This is a genomic window from Nocardioides sp. cx-173, from assembly GCF_021117365.1.
Taxonomy (GTDB): domain Bacteria; phylum Actinomycetota; class Actinomycetes; order Propionibacteriales; family Nocardioidaceae; genus Nocardioides.
The window spans coordinates 1,121,948-1,138,857 of sequence record NZ_CP088262.1 but is presented as its reverse complement, the minus strand read 5'-3'; the positions used below and the strand labels follow the sequence as shown (position 1 = coordinate 1,138,857).

The window sequence follows — 16,910 nt, the reverse complement described above, 5'->3', positions numbered from 1 at the left end:
CAGGTCAGCCGCGGGCGCGCGCGATGAGCGGCTTGACCGCGTTGATCGAGCGGACTCGTCCCGAGACGACGTTCGAGCCCTCCTGAGCGAACGTCGCGGACGGGATGCCCATGATGGCGGCGTCGTTGTCGATGGCCGCGCCACCGGAGTTGCCCGGCGCGATCCGGGCGTCGGTGTCGATCTCCGAGCGCTTGCCCAGCACCGGGTCGTCGAGGAAGGTCGAGATCACGCCGCGGGTCACCGACACCCCGGACGAGCCGGAGATCCCCGGGAAGCCGAGCACCGTCACGTCGTCGCCGGTGCGCAGCTCGTCGGAGTCGCCGACCGGGATCGTCGGCAGGTGCAGCCGGCCGTCGAGCTCACGCCCGTCGATGGTGGCGTAGATGCGGATCACCGACGCGTCGAGCAGGCCGTCGCTCACCACCACCCGGGCGCGGTACGCCGGCGCCGCGGGCGAGTCGTCGGCGTCCTCGATCAGGGCGACCTTCAGGTAGTCGGGGTTGGTGTCCTGGATGGGTCCGTACTGCTGCTCGAGACCCTCGGCCTCCGGATCCGCGACGTGCGCGTTGGTCAGGATCAACCCGTCGGAGCCGATGATGGACCCGGATCCCGACCAGGTGACGGGGTCGCCGTCGACGTCCACCGAGTCGGCCGTGATCAGCACCGTGGCCACCTTCGCCCGGGCGAGCTCGTCGGCGGTCAGGACCTCGGCGGCAACCGCCGTACCGCCGCCGCCCCCGGGCCGGTCCTCCTCGTCGGCCAGGAGGACCGCGGCGCCGCCGCCGCCCGCCACGAGCATGGCGACCACCAGCGCGGCGGCGCCCACCCGGAGCCGACGCGCCCAGCGGCCGCGGTTGATCCGGCGCTCCTCCTCCTGGGCGGACAGGAGCGGCACCACGACCACCTCCGGGCCGGCGACCGGATGCCCCAGGCGCAGCGCGACCCGGTCTCTGACGTCGACGCGCTCCACGCGGCGGCCGTCGCGGTAGGTGCCCTCGCGGGAGTCGTTGGTGTAGGTCCACCCGCCAGGGACGGCGGCCAGTCGTCCGTGCAGCCGGGAGGCCGCCCGGTCGGTGAGGACGACCGTGCAGTCGGGTCGACGGCCGATGCTCACCTCCGCAGGGTGGGCGAACCGGTGCTCGCGACCCTCCGCGACGACCATGAGGTCCGGGCCGCTTCGCCCGCCGTCCGGCCCGCCGTCCGGTCCCCCGTCCGGGCGCTGGGCGGCGAGCACGACCGTATGCTCGAAGCCCGGCCGCTCGTCGAGCTCGTCGAGCTCGTCCACAGGCGTGACGGTGAACGTGGCATCGTCGCCGCCGAACCCGCAGCGCACGGTGACCGATCGGGTCAGTCGCAGCTCGCTGACCCGGTCGCCGTCGACGAAGGTGCCGTGGGCGCTCCCGACGTCCACCAGCACCCAGCCCGCACCGTCGGGTCGCAGCTCGGCGTGGGCGCGGGAGACCCCGGTGCCGCTCAGCTGGACGTCGGAGCCGGCGGCGCGCCCGATGCGCAGCACCCGCTCGTCGTCCACCTCGAGGGTGCGCCCCTCGACCTCCACCCGCAGTCGCTGCACCTCAGACCGCCCCGGTCCGCACGGCGGTCACCACGGCGCCGTCGACGCCCACGCGCACCCCGTCGACGATCTCCATGGTGCGGTCGGGCTCCAGCCTCACCCGCTGGCCCTCGGCGTACGTCGCCTCCCACGGCCGGGCGGAGACGTTGTGCAGCCCCCAGCGCCCCTCGGCCTGCGGATGGGCGCGGACCCGACCGACGACCGACGACTCGTCGACCCCCGAGGCGAGGTGGTCGGTGCGCAGGGTGGCCAGCGGGTTCACCGCCACGGTGCGGCGCCCGACCTGCAGCAGGTACGCCGGCTGCAGCGGGCGCCCGCACGCGCGGCAGACGCGCTGTGGCTCGGCGACGTCCCAGAAGCAGGTGGTCGCGCAGCCGCGGCAGCGGACCATCCCGTCGCGGAGCCGGTCGACGGCCTTGATCCACTGGCCCTCGGTGACGCGCCGGCCCGGACGCTCGGCGCCGGCGACGAACGCCTGCACGAAGAGGTCCTGGAGGAAGCGCGGGTAGAGGTCCCAGTACTGCTGGACCACCGACGAGGGACGGTTGTCCTCGCGGTCGGGGTGCAGGCAGAAGACCGGCTCGGTGCCGAAGTGCTCGAGCATCCAGCCCTCGTCGCGCAGGCCGCCGCCGGTGCGGGCCCCCTCGAAGGGGTGGCCCAGGAAGAGCGTGTAGAAGAGCAGCACCGCCAGGGAGTGCCGGTCGGTGTCGGTGCCCGGCAGGGTCTGGAGGCTCAGGTCGCGCACGACCTCCGGCGCCATGAAGAGCGGCGTGCCGAGGACCCGGCTGGTGCCGTCGTCGACGCCGACGTTGTCGTTGTCGCAGATGAGCACGTCACCGGTGCGGGGATCGAAGAACACGTTGCCGAAGGAGATGTCGCGGTAGCACATGCCGCGCGCGTGCAGGCGCAGGAAGCTGGACGCGAGCTGGCGGCAGATGCCGATCGTGGCGTCGAAGCTGACCGAGAGCGGCCGGCCCTCGCGGTCGGTGTCGGCCAGCAGGTAGCTGAGCTCGAGGTAGCGCGGGTCGCGCAGCCGCATGACGTACCCGAACGACGGCTGCCCCTCGACGCGGGCCATGGCGATCGGCCACAGGAAGCGCGGGTGCGGCGAGCCGAGCTCGACCAGCCGCTGCATCTCGTGGAACTGCCCCGCGGAGGCGGACTGGGGCCGGTACCACTTCAGCGCCAGCGCCTCGCCGCTGCCGAGCACGACCTCGTGGACGAAACCCTGGCCCCCCTGGCCGAGCAGACGGACGACCCGCGCGCGGCCGAGCGGGCCGAGGTCGACCTCGGCCCCGTCTGGGAGGCTCATGGCGGCCCAGGGTATATCGTCTCCACGGCCAGGACGGCAAGGCGGGGTGGACGATGAGTGATCGCTTGGGCGGAGCCCTGCAGCGCACGCCGCTGCACCTCGTCTTCGTCCTCGACGTGTCGGGCTCCATGCTCCGCGGCGGCCGCATCCAGGCCCTCAACAACGCGATGGCCGAGGTCGTCCCGCACCTGCGAGACGAGGCCCGGGCCAACCCGCACGCCCAGCTGCTGGTGCGGGTCCTGGCGTTCGCCACTGAGACCACCTGGGTGGTCGAGGAGCCGACGCCGATCGAGCACTTCGAGTGGGAGCGGATCGCGGCCACGCCCAAGGGGTTCACCGAGCTCGGCAGCGCCCTCTCCCTGCTCGCGCGCAGCCTGCACGACCTCGACGACGGCACCAGCGCCTACCCGCCCGCACTGATCCTGGTCTCCGACGGGCGGCCCACCGACAGCACGGGGGTCACCTTCGCCGACGGGCTGCAGCAGGTCCTCGACGAGCGGTGGGGCGCGGCCGCGGTCCGGCTCGCCCTCGGGGTCGGCCGCGACGCCGACATGCACGTGCTGCGCCGCTTCATCGGTGACGAGGACGTCCCACTGCTGCGGGCCGACAACCCCCAGCAGCTCGTCGAGTACGTCGTGTGGGCGTCCAAGGCGGCCAGTCGCGGGGCGTCGCGTCCGGTGCTCGGCGCCTCCGGCGTGACCGTCAGCCCGCCCACCGAGACCGGGGGCGACCCGATCTGGAGCACGCTCGGATGAGCGCACGCTGGACGGCGTTGTCCGGCAGCACCATCGGGTCGGTCCATGTCCGTGACGACCTGCCGCTGCAGGACGCCCACCTGGTCCGCGTCGAGGACGGCACGAGCATCATGGCCGTCGCCGACGGGCACGGTCACCACCTGCACTTCCGCTCCGATGTCGGCTCCCGGCTTGCGGTCCGGATCGTCGTCGACCTGCTGGCCGACGCGCTGCCGCGCTTGACCGCCGTACCCGCCGCGGAGGGGGTGCTCGCCGAGGTCGGCACCGCTCTCGTGGAGCGCTGGACCGCCGCGGTGCTGGACCACCTCGCGGCGCACCCGGTCGACGCCGAGAGTGTCGGGCTCGTCGACCGCGCGCGACTCACCCAGCCCTACGGGACGACGCTGCTGGCGATGGTGGCCACCGGGGACGTGCTCGGCATCCTGCAGATCGGCGACGGCGATGCGGTCGTCGTCACCACCGACGGGGTGGCCGCGCGGCCCCTCCCCGAGGACCCGGCCCTCGACGGCACCCGCACCACCTCCCTGTGCCAGCCGGACCCCCTCGACGCCCTGCGCCTCGCGGTCCTCGACGCCCAGGGCGAGGACATCGCGCTGGGCTATCTCTGCACCGACGGCTTCAGCGCCGCCCGCGTCGACACGGACGGCTGGTGGCGACAGACCGGGGCCGAGCTGGTGGCCTACGTCCGCGACCGCGGCCTGGCCTGGGTCGAGGACCGGCTGCCCGGCTGGCTCGAGGAGCCGGCCCGCGTCGGCGGCGACGACACCACGCTGGCGCTGCTGGTGCGCGAGGACCTCGCCAGCGACGACGACGTCAGGTCGTCTCCCACCTGAACAGCTTGGCCGCGGCGAGGGTGACGACGACCGCGAAGCCGGCGAGGATCGCCATGGGGAGCAGCGCGGAGGAGGGCCCCTCGCCGCGGACCATGACGTCCAGCATCCCCTCGTTGAGGTGCTTGAGCGGGAGCAGGTCGCTGACGACCCGCAGCCACGACGGCGCCCCGTCGAGGGGGAAGAACGAGCCGCTGAGGAAGGCCATCGGGAGCACCAGGAAGTTCGCCATGTTGACGGCCCCCTCGGCCGTCTTGGCGACGGCGCCGGACAGCAGGCCGATCGCCATGAAGCACAGCGTGCCGACGACGATCAGCGGGATCGCCATCCACCAGGACCCGGTCAGCGAGAGCCCGAACGCCGCCGCACCGAGGCCGACGAAGATCGCCATCTGCACCAAGGCGATAGCCACGGTGACCGCGACGCGCGCCGCGACGATCGTGCGGGTGGAGAGCGGGGAGAGCTGCAGGCGCCGCAGCAGCTTGCTCTGCCGCCAGCCCTGCAGCGTGGCCGCGGCGCCGAAGCTCGCGCTCATCGCGACGGCCCAGCCCAGCAGGCCGGGCGTCATGAACTGGATGGTGGACAGCGAGTCGTCCTCGACCCGCTCGGCCACGAACGAGTACGGCGGCGGCGTACCGCTCTCCGCGGCGAGCTGGGCGACGTTGGTCGCGTCGATGAACGCGCGCAGGGTGCCCTGGGTGATCGCCGCCTTGACCTGCTCGGTCTGCGTGTAGTGCGCGACCATCGTGTCGCCGCGCTGCTCGATGGCCACGTCGGCATCGCCCTTGCGGACCTCGTCGAGCGCCTCGTCCAGGTCGTCGGAGGTCCGGATCTCGAAGGTGTCGTCGAAGGCCGCGCGCACGTCGCCTGGCAGGTCGTCGACCAGCGCCACGTCGCCGACCTGGATGAGCTCGACGCGGGACTGGTCCTGGTCGCTGAAGATGCCCCCGAAGAGCACCAGGAACATCAGCGGGAACACGAGGGCGAAGAAGACCGAGCTCCGATCGCGCAGGAACCCCAGGAGGATGGCGCGCGAGAGCGCCAGGAAGCCGTTGCTCATGCGCGGTACGCCCGTCCGGTCAGGTCAAGGAAGACGTCCTCCAGGGTGCCGGTCTGCACCCGGACGCCGTCGAGCCGGTCGCGCTCGGCGAGGTGCGCGAGGACCCGTCCCGGCTCCCGCGTGGTGAGCACGACGCCGTCGGCGGACTCCCGCGCCCGGTCGACGCCCATGATCATCTGCGCCTCGTCGAGCGCGAGCGCGCCGGGCGCCACCGTGATCCGGGCGGGCGCGTCCAGGGCGCGTACGAGCGCGGCGGGCGAGTCGACGCGGAGCACCCGGCCCGCGTCCATGATCGCCACGCGATCACACAGTGCCTCGGCCTCGTCCATGTAGTGCGTGGTCAGGACGACGGTGCGGCCCGAGTCGTTGAGGCCCGACAGCAGGTCCCAGAGGTTGCGTCGCGCCTGCGGGTCGAGAGCGGCCGTCGGCTCGTCGAGGAAGACCACCTCGGGGTCGTGCACCAGGGCGCACGCGATCGAGAGCCGCTGGGCCTGTCCGCCCGAGAGGTCCTCGACGCGGGTGCCGGCCTTGTCGACGAGGCCGACCCGCTCGAGCCAGTCGTCGGCCGCGGCGGTCGGTACGCCGTACAGCGCGGCGAAGGTGTGGATCTGCTCGCGCGCCGTCAGCCGCTCGAAGAACGACGACGCCTGGAGCTGGACCCCGATCCGGGGCAGGAGCGCCGGGTTGCGCGGCCAGACCGGGACTCCGAGCACGCGGGCGCTCCCGCGATCGGGGCGGCGCAGCCCCTCGACCATCTCCAGGAGTGTGGTCTTGCCGGCGCCGTTGGGACCCAGGATTCCGAAGAACTCCCCTTCCGCGACCTGGAGACTGACCCTGTCGACCGCGGTGAGCGTGCCGTAGGTCTTCACGAGGTCGTCGATCTCGATGGCGGCCACGGGCGCAGCGTATCGAGGCCGCTGCCCCCGCCGGTGCGGGGTGCGGCAGACTGGGCGCGTGCGCGCGCAGGTGGTCGTCCTCGCCGGCCCTTCGGGGGCCGGCAAGTCCCGCCTCGCCGAGCGTCTCGGGCTCCCGGTCCTGCGCCTCGACGACTTCTACAAGAGCGCTGGCGACCCCACCCTGCCCCGGATCGCCACCGGTGCGAACGCCGGCCTGGTCGACTGGGACCACCCCGACTCCTGGCTGTCCGACGAGGCGCTGGCCGCGATCGAGGCGCTCTGCGAGACCGGCCGCGCCGAGGTGCCGGTCTACGAGATCGCCCAGGACGGCCGGTACGGGTGGCAGACGCTGGAGCTCGGACCCGAGCCGCTCTTCGTCGCCGAGGGGATCTTCGCCCAGGAGATCGTGCCCCGCTGCCGCGAGCAGGGACACCTGGCCGCGGCGTACTGCGTGCGCCAACATCCGGCCGTGACCTTCTGGCGCCGGTTGACCCGCGACCTGCGCGAGCACCGCAAGCCGCCGCTCGTACTGGCCCGCCGCGGTCTGGCCCTGCTGCGGGGCCAGCGCCGCGTGGTTCAGCGCGCGGTCGACCTGGGCTGCACCCCGGTCTCCCCCGACCAGGCCTGGACCGCGCTGCGCGACCTGCGCGCGGGAGTCGCACGGCGATGAGCGATCCCGCCGCCCTGCTCGGCGGTGGGCTTCGCCAGCCCGACGCGCGCTCGTGCGGTGCCAGCGCACTGGTGGCCGCCCGGATGCTGGTCGACGCGGACTACGCCGCGGCGATGACCCCCGGCGGCTTCGCCCGCGACGCCCTGGCCACGCACCGCCGTGTCACCAGGGTCTCCGGTCCCGGCCTTCAGCTGCCATGGCCGCGCGCGCTGGGTACGCCCCCGTGGGCCGTGGCGCGCGAGCTCTCGAGGCTCGCGTCTCCCGGCTCTCCGGCGACGCGCTACGCCAGCCGGCTCGCGCTGCTCCGCCCTGCCGCCGCCTTCGACCGGGCCCGTACGGCGGTCCGGTCCGGGCGGGCGGCGGCGCTGTACGTCGGCAGCCGCTGGTGCCCGCGACACGTGGTCCTCGCGCTGCCTGCTGCGCCGGCCGTGCCGCACCTGCGCGTCTACGAGCCCTCGACGGGCCGCGTCGTCGAGGTGACCCGTGACGCGGCGGCCGGACACCGGCTCGCCCTGGCTGGGTGGGACCGGCTGTGGCTCGTCGTCACCCCGTCGGGCGGCTGAGGCGTCCCTCAGCCGAGGTCGGCGGGGTCGGTCTGCGAGATCGTGCCGCCGATGCCCACGACCTCGGCGCCCACCGAGCCGAACAGCGGCCCGTGGTGCACCATCGTCACCGACGAGATGCCGTTGGCGGCCCGCGCCAGCGAGTACTCCGTGACGGCGCCGCGCTCCCCCTCCGGCTCGGGCGGGCTCTCGACCGCGCACCGGCCGTCCTCGTCGGTGACCTGGCCGGTACCGGCCGACTCGAGCCGCGAGCACCGCTCCTCCAGCGCCTCCTCCATCCGCTTCCGTACCGCGTCGTCGTCGTCCGCGGCGAAGGAGGATAGGGAGACCTCGAGGGTCACCGGCGCGCCCCGGGCGGTGCCGCTCATGGTGCAGGTCGCCTTGTTCTCGTCGGCAGACTCCGTGGTGTCGTGGACGTCCTCCACGAGCGCCCAGCGCTCGACCACCTCGGCCGGCACGGCGGTGCAGAGGTTGGCAGGCAGCGCCTTGGCCTCGACCTGCTCGGGGGCCTCCTCGTCCTCCCCGCAGGCCGCGAGGAGCGGCGGCGCGAGGAGCAGCAAGACGGCAAGGCTCGAGGCACGCATGGGCGCGATCCTTCCCCGGCCGCGGAGGGGAAAACGTGCCGCTTGCCGCCCCCGCCCCTTACACCGGCGGGCCCGACCGCGCCGACAGCGCCGCGTAGCCCGGCTTGATGACCTCGTCGATGATCGCGAGCCGCTCGTCGAAGGGCAGGAACGCCGACTTCATCGCGTTGAGGGTGAACCACCGCAGGTCGTCGAGCGTGTAGCCGAACGCGTCCACCAGCGAGGTCATCTCGTCGGTCATCGAGGTCTGGCTCATGAGCCGGTTGTCGGTGTTGACGGTCACCCGGAAGCGCAGGTCGGTGAGCAGTCCGATCGGGTGCTCGGCGATCGAGGTGGCGGCGCCGGTCTGCACGTTGGAGGCCGGGCACATCTCGAGGGGGATCCGCTTGTCGCGCACGTAGGCCGCCAGGCGGCCGAGCGTCACGGCGCCGTCGTCGGCGACGGTGATGTCGTCGACGATCCGCACGCCGTGGCCCAGCCGGTCCGCGCCGCACCACTGGATCGCCTGCCAGATCGACGGCAGCCCGAACGCCTCGCCGGCATGGATGGTGAAGTGGGAGTTCTCGCGCTGCAGGTACTCGAACGCGTCCAGGTGCCGGGTCGGGGGGTAGCCGGCCTCGGCGCCGGCGATGTCGAACCCGGCGACGCCGCGGTCACGCCACGCGATCGACAGCTCGGCGATCTCCATCGACCGGGCCTGGTGACGCATCGCGGTCAGCAGCTGGCGTACGACGATGCGTCCGCCGGCCGCCTCGGTGGCCGAGTCGAAGCCCTCCTGGACTGCCGCGACCACCTCGTCCAGGGTCAGCCCGTGGGAGACGTGCTGCTCCGGGGCGTAGCGGATCTCGGCGTAGACGACCCCGTCGGCGACGAGGTCCTCGACGCACTCGCGCGCGACGCGGGTGAGCGAGGGTCCGGTCTGCATCACCGCGACGGTGTGGTCGAAGGTCTCCAGGTAGCGCACCAGCGAGCCGGAGTCGGCGGCCTCGGCGAACCAGCGGCCCAGCGCCTCCGGCTCGTCGGCCGGAAGCTCGTGGTGGACCTCGCGCGCGAGCTCGATGATCGTCGCCGGGCGCAGCCCGCCGTCGAGGTGGTCGTGCAGGAGGACCTTGGGAGCCTGCCGGACCTGCTCACGGGTCGGAGCGATAGGTTCCGAGAGGGTGGTGGTCATCTCGTCATCCAATCACCACCCCTCCGACGACCCGGACCCCAGGAGGCCCAGGATGCGCGTGTTCGCCAGTCTCGACGAGATCGCCGCCGCCGCAGGCGAGGAGCTCGGCACCAGCGAGTGGGTGAGGATCGAGCAGGAGCGCGTCGACCAGTTCGCGGAGGCGACCGGGGACCACCAGTGGATCCACGTCGACGTGGAGCGCGCGAAGGCCGGTCCGTTCGGCGGCACCGTCGCCCACGGCTACCTCACGCTCTCGCTCATCCCGTTCCTGGGCAGCCAGGTGTTCAGCCTGGAGACGCCCGGCGCCAAGCTCAACTACGGCCTCAACAAGGTCCGCTTCCCCCACCCCGTGCTCGTCGGCCAGCGCCTGCGGTCGACGGTCACGATGGGCGAGGTGGTCGACCTGCCGGCCGGCACGCAGGCCACGATGAAGCACGTCATCACGATCGAGGGCGTCGACAAGCCGGCCTGCGTGGCCGAGTCGATCGTGCTGCTGCTCAGCTAATCCGGTCGATCACCAGCGGCGAGGCGGCGTACGTCGTCTCGTCGCCGATGTCGTAGCCGCCCTCCAGCGACGCCAGCGCGCGCTCGAAGCGGTCGGGCTCGTCGGTCAGCAGGGTGAACAGCGGCTCACCCTGCGTGACGCGGTCGCCCGGGCGGGCGTGCCAGACGACACCGGCCCCGGCCTGGACCGGATCCTCCTTGCGGGCGCGACCGGCGCCCAGGCGCCAGGCGGCCAGCCCCACGGCCATGGCGTCCAGGCGGGTCAGGGTGCCCGACTCCGGAGCGGTCACGACGTGGGACTCGCGGGCCACCGGCAACGGCGCCTCCGGGTCGCCGCCCTGGGACCGGATCATCGCCTTCCAGGCGTCCATGGCGGAGCCGTCCGCGAGCCGGTCCGCCGGGTCGACGTCCTCGCGGCCGGCACCGGCGAGCATCTCGCGGGCCAGGGCCAGCGTCAGCTCGACGACGTCGGCGGGGCCGCCACCGGCCAGGACCTCGACCGACTCCGCGACCTCGATCGCGTTGCCGGCGGTGCGACCCAGCGGGGTGCTCATGTCGGTGAGCAGCGCGACGGTGCGCACGCCTTCGTCGGTGCCGAGGGCGACCATGACCTCGGCGAGCTCACGCGCCTTGTCGAGGTCCTTCATGAAGGCACCGGTGCCGACCTTGACGTCCAGCACCAGGGCGCCCGTGCCCTCGGCGATCTTCTTGCTCATGATCGAGGAGGCGATCAGCGGGATCGCCTCCACCGTGCCGGTGACGTCGCGCAGGGCGTAGAGCTTCTTGTCGGCGGGGGCCAGGCCGTCACCCGCCGCACAGATGACCGCACCCACGGACTCGAGCTGGGCGAGCAGCTCCTCGTTGGACAGCGCCGCTCGCCACCCCGGGATGGACTCGAGCTTGTCGAGGGTGCCGCCCGTGTGGCCGAGTCCGCGTCCCGACAGCTGTGGCACGGCCACGCCGCACGCGGCGACGAGGGGCGCCAGCGGGAGGGTGATCTTGTCCCCCACCCCGCCGGTGGAGTGCTTGTCGGCGGTCGGCCGGGACAGGCTGGAGAAGTCCATCCGCTCCCCCGACGCGATCATCGCGGCGGTCCACCGGGCGATCTCGGGGCGGCTCATCCCGTTGAGCAGGATCGCCATCGCCAGCGACGCCATCTGCTCGTCGGCGACTCCGCCTCGGGTGTAGGCGTCGATGACCCAGTCGATCTGGCTGTCGCTCAGCTCTCGGCCGTCTCGCTTGGCCGAGATCACCTCGATCGCGTCGTGCTCACTCATGTCGTACCTCCGACCAGCAACCCTAGGGAACGCCGGCTCAGGTCAGGTCGGCGGGACCGAACGCCTGGGGAAGCACCTCGGTCATCGGGCGCACGCCCTCGGGAGTCATGAGCAGCAGCTCCGGCCCACCGTGCTCGGAGAGCAGCTGACGGCACCGCCCGCACGGCATGATCACCTGGCTCTCGCCGTTGACGCACACGAAGTGCGTCAGCCGGCCGCCACCGGTGGCCGAGAGCTGCGAGACCAGTCCGCACTCCGCGCAGAGCCCCACACCGTAGGACGCGTTCTCGACGTTGCAGCCCACGAGCAGCCGCCCGTCGTCGGCCAGCGCCGCGGCCCCGACGCGGTAGCCGCTGTAGGGCGCATACGCGCGTCCGGCGATCTCGACGGCGTGGGCGCGCAGGGCCTCCCAGTCGAAGTCCACGTCAGCTCTTGACGTACGGCTCGCCGTCGGCGGCCGGTGGCCGCACCCGGCCCACCAGTCCGGCCACGGCGATGATCGTCGCGAGGTAGGGCAGCGCGACCAGCAGGTCCGAGGGCACCTTCTCGATGAACTTCAGCTGGAACGACAAGGTGGTCATCAGCCCGAAGAACAGCGCGGCGAAGGTGGCGTAGACCGGGTGCCAGCGCCCCATGATCACGGCCGCGAGCGCGATGAAGCCGTTGCCGGCCGACATGTCGGAGGCGAAGGCCCCGTTGGAGCCGACGGTGAAGTAGGCACCGCCGAGTCCGGCGAAGACGCCGCCCAGGAGCACCGCCTGCCACCGGAGCCGGTTGACCTTGAGGCCGACCGTGTCCGCGGCCTTGGGGTGCTCGCCCACCGAGCGCACGCGCAGGCCCCAACGGGTCTGGAAGAGCACGAAGGCGACCACGATGACCGAGACGTACATGAGGTAGGCCAACAGCGTCTGGTTGAAGACCGTGGGGCCGAGCACCGGGATGCCGGTGAGGGAGTCGGCGAGCGACGACAGGAACGGGATCCCGGCGTCCGGGAGCGGGCCGAGCGTCTGGGGGTTGTTGAGCTTGTCGCGCACGTCCTGGTCGCTGGGGATCTGGCTGAGCAGGAAGTCGGTCAGGCCCGTCGCCAGCGCGATCAGCACGACCCCGAGCACCACCTGGTTGACGCGGTAGCGCATGGCGAAGACCGCGAGCAGCGCCGCCATCGCGACACCCGCTGCGATCCCCCCGAGGAGGCCGTACTCGGCTCGCCCGGCGAAGCTGGCCACCACCGCGGCGAAGAACGCCGCCATGAGGAACTGACCCTCGATCGCGATGTTGATGACGCCTGCCCGCTCGCACAGTGTGCCCGCGAGAGCCCCGAAGACCAGCGGCACGGCGTACTTCACCGTGCCCGGCAGCGGATTGGTGATGGTCAGCTGGCCGGGGCCGCTCTGGTCGGTGTAGTTCCAGACGATGAAGCCCACCAGGAACGCCAGACCGACGAGGACGGCGGCGGCGACCGTGAGCGCCCCCGGGGGCAGCTTGTTGAGGGCCGCCAGCACCAGGGCGACGAGGCTGACCGCGAACGCGACCGCGACGACGACCTTGGCGTTGGCTTCCTGCGGCTCCTCGCCCGGAGTGTTGTCGAGGAGGTAGCGGACCGCGGGGTCCTGGATGTCGAGGTAGAAGATCGCCAGCGCCAGGGTGACCAGTGCGAACAGGACGACCATCTTCACCTGCCGGCGGACGTCGGCCGGCCCGCGGACCTTGGCCACCTCGCCGGTCTGGGTCTCGAGCGTGACGGTCATGAGCCCCATCCCTTCGCCATGACGGTGGTTGCCCCGCCTTGTCCTCGCATCCGCAGCGCACCGCGCACGAGCGCGGGTGCGGCGACGAACAGCACGATCAGCGCCTGGAGCACGTAGGCCAGCTCGTCCGGCGTTCCGGCGCTGGCCTGCATGGCCACGCCGCCGACGCTCAGGGCCCCGAACAGCAGGCCGGCCAGCACGGTGCCGAGCGGCGTCGCCCGTCCGAGCAGGGCGACGGTGATGGCGTCGAAGCCGATCGTGCCGGCCATGCCGCCGCTCAGCGAGTCGCCCTTGCCGAGGATGTTCATCGTCGCAGCCAGGCCCGCGAGGAGCCCGGCGAGGAGCATGGCCATCGTGTAGACGCGCGCCACGTTCATGCCCGCCGTGCGGGCGGCGTCCGCGTTGGCACCGACGGCCCGGAGCTGGAAGCCGAACGTGCTGCGCTCGATGAGCCACCACACCGCGACCGCGGCCAGGAACGCGAGCGCGACGCCGGCGTGCACCGTGCCGAGCGACGGCAGGATCGCGGAGTCCAGCGGCGCCGGCGACTGCGCGTTGTCGCTGCCGGCACGCTGGAAGGCGTCCTTGCTGAGCAGGTAGTTGAGCAGGAACTTCGTCGCCAGGTAGTTGAGCATGATCGTGGTGATGACCTCGTGCGCGCCGGTGCGCGCCTTGAGGATGCCGGCGGTGGCACCCCACAGGGCGCCGCCGATCATGCCGGCGAGCAGCGCCGCCACGATGTGGATCGGTGCGGGCAGGTCCCACGTGAACCCGACGTACCCCGCGAAGAGCGCTCCCACCACCAGCTGGCCCTGGGCGCCGATGTTGAACAGCCCCGCGCGAAACGCCAGGGTCACGCCGAGCCCGGCGCAGATCAGGGGTGCGCTGCGCACGAGGGTGGTGCCGATCGAGTCCAGGTCACCGACCGAGCCGCTCACCAACGCGGAGTAGGAGTCCCAGATCGCCCGTCCCGCGGCGCTGAAGAAGTCCTGCGGGTAGGAGAAGAGGTAGGGCAGCGCCTCGACGGCCTCCTCGTCGCTCAGGCCGATCAGCAGCGCGCCGATGACCAGGGCCAGGCCGATCGCCGCGAGCGTCGTGGTCACGTCCGGGAGCCAGGCTGCGCCGGCGCGCTCGGGCCGGCGGGGCTGCTCGGGGCTCGCCGGGGGCGGGGCGGCCTCGCCCTCCGGCGGCGGGCCGGTCGTCGTCGCGTCGGTCACGCCGACACCTCCTCTGGATCGTGGGCGCCGGCCATCATCAGGCCGATGTCCTCGCGCTTGATGTCCGGCGACACGGTGCCGACGATGCGGCCGTCGAACATGACCGCGATGCGGTCGGACAGCGCGAAGATCTCGTCCAGCTCGGTGGAGACGATGATCACCGCGGTCCCGTGGTCGCGCTCCTGGATGATGCGCTGGTGGATGAACTCGATCGAGCCCACGTCGACGCCGCGGGTCGGCTGGGCGGCGATGAGGACCTTGAGCGGGCGGGAGAACTCCCGGGCCACGACCACCTTCTGCTGGTTGCCGCCCGACAGCGAGCTGACCGGCGTCTCCATGGTCTCGGTGCGGATGTCGAACTCCTCGATCCGGTGCGCCGCGTTGCGGGTCATGGCGTCGAGGTCCAGCCGCATCCCGTGGGAGAACTCGTCGTTGCGGTAGAGGTCCAGCACGAGGTTCTCGCGGACGCTGAACGGTCCGACGTAGCCGTCGTGGGAGCGGTCCTCGGGGATGTAGCCGATGCCGTCGTCGAGGCTCTCCCTCGGGCCGTGGCGACTGATGTTCTGCCCCTCGAGGAGGATCTCGCCCGCGGACGGCTTGAGCAGCCCGAGCAGCGACTTGATCAGCTCGGTCTGGCCGTTGCCCTGCACCCCGGCGATGCCCAGCACCTCGCCCGCCCGCGCCTCGAACGAGACGTCCTTGACGACGGCGACGCCGCGGTTGTCGATGACGGTCATGCCCTGGACGTCGAGGACGGTGGCGCCCGGCTCGGCCGGGGCCTTGTCGACCTTGAGCTTGACCGCGCGTCCCACCATCATCTCGGCGAGCTCGGCCTCGCTCGCGGACGGCTCGGCGGTGCCGACCAGCTTGCCGCGGCGGATCACGCTGATCTTGTCGCCGATCGCCTTGACCTCGCGGAGCTTGTGGGTGATGAAGATGATCGAGGTGCCGCGCTCCTTGAGCGCTCGCATGATCTCCATGAGCTCGTCGATCTCCTGCGGGGTGAGCACCGCCGTCGGCTCGTCGAGGATCAGGACCTTGGCGTCGTTGGCGAGGGCCTTGATGATCTCCACCCGCTGCTGCACGCCCACCGGGATGTTCTCCACGAGGGCCTCGGGGTCGACGGCCAGCCGGTAGCGGTCCGACAGCTCGCGCACCTTGGCGGCGGCCTGCTTGCGGTTGAGGACCCCCAGCGCGTGGGTCTGCTCGCGTCCGAGCATGACGTTCTCCGCGACGGTGAACACCGGGACCAGCATGAAGTGCTGGTGCACCATCCCGATCCCGGCCGCCATGGCGTCGCCGGGCGTCTCGAACGTGACCGGGGTGCCGTCCAGCAGGATCTCGCCCTCGGTCGGGTCCAGGAGCCCGTAGAGCATGTTCATGAGCGTGGACTTGCCCGCGCCGTTCTCACCCAGCAGGCAGTGGATCTCACCGGGCTCGATGGTCAGGTCGATGCCGTCGTTGGCGGTGAACGAACCGAACCTCTTGGTCAGCCCCTTGATCTCGAGCCTCATCGAACTCCTCCTGGCCCCACCGGGGTAGCGAACGGTGCCTCAATATGCCATGAACGAAACCGGCCGGAACGAGGTGTCCCCCGTCCCGGCCGGCTAGTGGTCGTGCGGTATCAGTCGAGCGTGATCTCGCCCGAGATCAGCTTGTCCTTGAGGTCCTCGACCTCGGACTGAAGCTCCTCGGACACGTCCGGCCCGAAGTCGGCCAGGCCGACGCCGCCGTTCTCCAGCGTGCCGGTGTAGACCTCGTTGTTGAAGGTGTCGTCCACGGAGGCCTGGATGGCGTCCTTGACGGCGACGTCCATGGCCTTCACCACCGAGGTGAGGAGGATGTCGCAGTACTCCGCGGCCGACTCGCAGCCGTCGGTGTCGACCCAGATGCCCCAGGCGCTGTTGTCCTTGGCGGCCTTGAGGCCACCCAGCCCGGCGGGACCGGCGACCGGGAAGATGATGTCCGCGCCCTGCTGGATCATCTGCTCGGCGACCTGCTGGCCCTTGGCCTGGTCCTCGAAGTCCTCGGTGAAGGACCCGTCCTTGCCGTCCCAGCCGATGACCTGGACGTCGGTGCCCTTGGCCTCGTTGTAGGCCTCGACGCCCTTGCGGAAGCCCTCCATGAAGATGGTGACGGTCGGGATGTTGAGGCCCCCGAACGTGCCCACCTTGCCGGTCTTGGACGTGCCCGCGGCGAGGTAGCCCGCGAGGTACGACGGCTGACCGGTGTCGAACATCAGGCCCTTGGCGTTCTCGGGCGGGTTGGGCTCGAAGGTCTTGGCGTCGGTGAACTCGAAGTCCACGATCGCGAAGTCGACGTCGCCGTTCTTCTCGGCCGCGGCACGGGTCGCGTCACCGAGCAGGAAGCCGACCGTCGTGATCTCCTTGCAGCCCTCGTCGACCAGGCTCTGGATGTTGTCGGCGTACTCGGCGTCGCTCGCCGACTCCACCGTCGCGGCCTCCACGCCGATCTCGTCCTCGGCGTCGGTCAGACCCTTCAGCGAGGTCTGGTTGAACGACTTGTCGTCGAAGCCGCCCGAGTCGGACACCATGCACGCCTTGAAGTCGATCGACTTCGCCTTGTCGCCGCCGTCGTTGTCGTCGGACTTCTCGCCGCACGCCGCAAGGCTAGCGACGGCCAGTCCTACGACTGCCGCCATGCGTACCGTCTTCTTCACAGTGCCTCCTGCACGTCAAACCGTGGTGATGCCCACCCCGGGCTCTCGACGCACCCTAGCCGTCGTATTT

17 protein-coding genes are annotated in these 16,910 nt (G+C 71.8%); 5 read left to right on the top strand and 12 right to left on the bottom strand.

Going from position 1 to position 16,910, the window contains the following annotated elements; genetic code table 11:
• Positions 1-4 precede the first annotated feature (4 nt).
• Complete coding sequence (locus LQ940_RS05480) at positions 5-1,573, bottom strand: FHA domain-containing protein (protein WP_231242058.1); 1,569 nt, start codon at positions 1,571-1,573, stop codon at positions 5-7.
• Between the two features lies 1 nt (position 1,574).
• A complete protein-coding gene (locus LQ940_RS05475; protein ID WP_231242059.1) occupies positions 1,575-2,885 on the bottom strand; it encodes a protein kinase domain-containing protein in 1,311 nt (436 codons plus the stop codon).
• Between the two features lie 53 nt (positions 2,886-2,938).
• Here LQ940_RS05475 and LQ940_RS05470 point away from each other — a divergent pair, with 53 nt between their 5' ends.
• Entirely contained in the window at positions 2,939-3,640 is a 702-nt protein-coding gene (locus LQ940_RS05470; RefSeq protein WP_231242060.1) for a vWA domain-containing protein, read from the top strand.
• Positions 3,637-4,473 carry a PP2C family serine/threonine-protein phosphatase gene (locus LQ940_RS05465; protein ID WP_231242061.1) on the top strand — a complete coding sequence of 279 codons (837 nt, stop codon included), beginning with the start codon at positions 3,637-3,639 and terminating at the stop codon, positions 4,471-4,473. The genes LQ940_RS05470 and LQ940_RS05465 overlap by 4 nt, the downstream gene beginning before the upstream one ends.
• On the opposite strand, the gene LQ940_RS05460 is transcribed toward LQ940_RS05465, so the two are convergent.
• Together LQ940_RS05460 and LQ940_RS05455 are read right to left on the bottom strand one after the other, a co-directional pair.
• The gene (locus LQ940_RS05460) at positions 4,454-5,530 is read right to left on the bottom strand and encodes an ABC transporter permease (RefSeq protein WP_231242062.1); all 1,077 of its coding nucleotides are present in this window, start codon (positions 5,528-5,530) and stop codon (positions 4,454-4,456) included. The two genes, LQ940_RS05465 and LQ940_RS05460, sit on opposite strands and share 20 nt — an antisense overlap.
• Positions 5,527-6,426, bottom strand: a complete 900-nt coding sequence (locus LQ940_RS05455) for an ABC transporter ATP-binding protein (protein ID WP_231242063.1) — start codon at positions 6,424-6,426, stop codon at positions 5,527-5,529. Before LQ940_RS05455 ends, LQ940_RS05460 begins: the two co-directional genes overlap by 4 nt.
• Before the next feature lie 58 nt (positions 6,427-6,484).
• On the opposite strand from LQ940_RS05455, the gene LQ940_RS05450 reads away from it, so the two are divergent.
• Together LQ940_RS05450 and LQ940_RS05445 are read left to right on the top strand one after the other, a co-directional pair.
• Entirely contained in the window at positions 6,485-7,096 is a 612-nt protein-coding gene (locus LQ940_RS05450) for an ATP-binding protein (protein WP_231242064.1), read from the top strand.
• Positions 7,093-7,659: a hypothetical protein gene (locus tag LQ940_RS05445; protein ID WP_231242065.1), complete on the top strand. Its 567-nt coding sequence runs from the start codon at positions 7,093-7,095 to the stop codon at positions 7,657-7,659. Before LQ940_RS05450 ends, LQ940_RS05445 begins: the two co-directional genes overlap by 4 nt.
• A gap of 8 nt (positions 7,660-7,667) precedes the next feature.
• On the opposite strand, the gene LQ940_RS05440 is transcribed toward LQ940_RS05445, so the two are convergent.
• Complete coding sequence (locus LQ940_RS05440; protein WP_231242066.1) at positions 7,668-8,243, bottom strand: hypothetical protein; 576 nt, start codon at positions 8,241-8,243, stop codon at positions 7,668-7,670.
• A 58-nt stretch (positions 8,244-8,301) separates the two neighbouring features.
• On the bottom strand, positions 8,302-9,414 hold the full coding sequence (locus LQ940_RS05435) for an adenosine deaminase (protein WP_231242067.1): 1,113 nt from the start codon (positions 9,412-9,414) through the stop codon (positions 8,302-8,304).
• A 52-nt stretch (positions 9,415-9,466) separates the two neighbouring features.
• Between LQ940_RS05435 and LQ940_RS05430 the strand changes: the two genes are divergently transcribed.
• Complete coding sequence (locus LQ940_RS05430) at positions 9,467-9,919, top strand: MaoC family dehydratase (protein WP_231242068.1); 453 nt, start codon at positions 9,467-9,469, stop codon at positions 9,917-9,919.
• On the opposite strand, the gene LQ940_RS05425 is transcribed toward LQ940_RS05430, so the two are convergent.
• The 6 genes from LQ940_RS05425 to LQ940_RS05400 form a co-directional block, all read right to left on the bottom strand.
• Positions 9,912-11,195 (bottom strand): thymidine phosphorylase, encoded by a 1,284-nt coding sequence (locus tag LQ940_RS05425; RefSeq protein ID WP_231242069.1) that lies wholly within the window; start codon positions 11,193-11,195, stop codon positions 9,912-9,914. The two genes, LQ940_RS05430 and LQ940_RS05425, sit on opposite strands and share 8 nt — an antisense overlap.
• Positions 11,196-11,232: 37 nt before the next feature.
• A complete protein-coding gene (locus LQ940_RS05420; protein ID WP_231242070.1) occupies positions 11,233-11,619 on the bottom strand; it encodes a cytidine deaminase in 387 nt (128 codons plus the stop codon).
• Between the two features lies 1 nt (position 11,620).
• Positions 11,621-12,943 (bottom strand): ABC transporter permease, encoded by a 1,323-nt coding sequence (locus LQ940_RS05415; RefSeq protein WP_231242071.1) that lies wholly within the window; start codon positions 12,941-12,943, stop codon positions 11,621-11,623.
• Positions 12,940-14,160, bottom strand: a complete 1,221-nt coding sequence (locus LQ940_RS05410; protein ID WP_231242072.1) for an ABC transporter permease — start codon at positions 14,158-14,160, stop codon at positions 12,940-12,942. Before LQ940_RS05410 ends, LQ940_RS05415 begins: the two co-directional genes overlap by 4 nt.
• Entirely contained in the window at positions 14,157-15,674 is a 1,518-nt protein-coding gene (locus LQ940_RS05405; protein ID WP_231242073.1) for an ABC transporter ATP-binding protein, read from the bottom strand. Before LQ940_RS05405 ends, LQ940_RS05410 begins: the two co-directional genes overlap by 4 nt.
• A 110-nt stretch (positions 15,675-15,784) precedes the next feature.
• Complete coding sequence (locus LQ940_RS05400; protein ID WP_374229511.1) at positions 15,785-16,840, bottom strand: BMP family lipoprotein; 1,056 nt, start codon at positions 16,838-16,840, stop codon at positions 15,785-15,787.
• Between the last annotated feature and the right edge of the window lie 70 nt (positions 16,841-16,910).

Coding starts and splice junctions, on each gene's coding strand:
- LQ940_RS05475 (WP_231242059.1), bottom strand. CDS start 2,885: ATGAGCCTCCCAGACGGGGCCGAGGTCGACCTCGGCCCGCTCGGCCGC.
- LQ940_RS05470 (WP_231242060.1), top strand. CDS start 2,939: ATGAGTGATCGCTTGGGCGGAGCCCTGCAGCGCACGCCGCTGCACCTC.
- LQ940_RS05465 (WP_231242061.1), top strand. CDS start 3,637: ATGAGCGCACGCTGGACGGCGTTGTCCGGCAGCACCATCGGGTCGGTC.
- LQ940_RS05460 (WP_231242062.1), bottom strand. CDS start 5,530: ATGAGCAACGGCTTCCTGGCGCTCTCGCGCGCCATCCTCCTGGGGTTC.
- LQ940_RS05445 (WP_231242065.1), top strand. CDS start 7,093: ATGAGCGATCCCGCCGCCCTGCTCGGCGGTGGGCTTCGCCAGCCCGAC.
- LQ940_RS05440 (WP_231242066.1), bottom strand. CDS start 8,243: ATGCGTGCCTCGAGCCTTGCCGTCTTGCTGCTCCTCGCGCCGCCGCTC.
- LQ940_RS05435 (WP_231242067.1), bottom strand. CDS start 9,414: ATGACCACCACCCTCTCGGAACCTATCGCTCCGACCCGTGAGCAGGTC.
- LQ940_RS05430 (WP_231242068.1), top strand. CDS start 9,467: ATGCGCGTGTTCGCCAGTCTCGACGAGATCGCCGCCGCCGCAGGCGAG.
- LQ940_RS05425 (WP_231242069.1), bottom strand. CDS start 11,195: ATGAGTGAGCACGACGCGATCGAGGTGATCTCGGCCAAGCGAGACGGC.
- LQ940_RS05415 (WP_231242071.1), bottom strand. CDS start 12,943: ATGACCGTCACGCTCGAGACCCAGACCGGCGAGGTGGCCAAGGTCCGC.
- LQ940_RS05405 (WP_231242073.1), bottom strand. CDS start 15,674: ATGAGGCTCGAGATCAAGGGGCTGACCAAGAGGTTCGGTTCGTTCACC.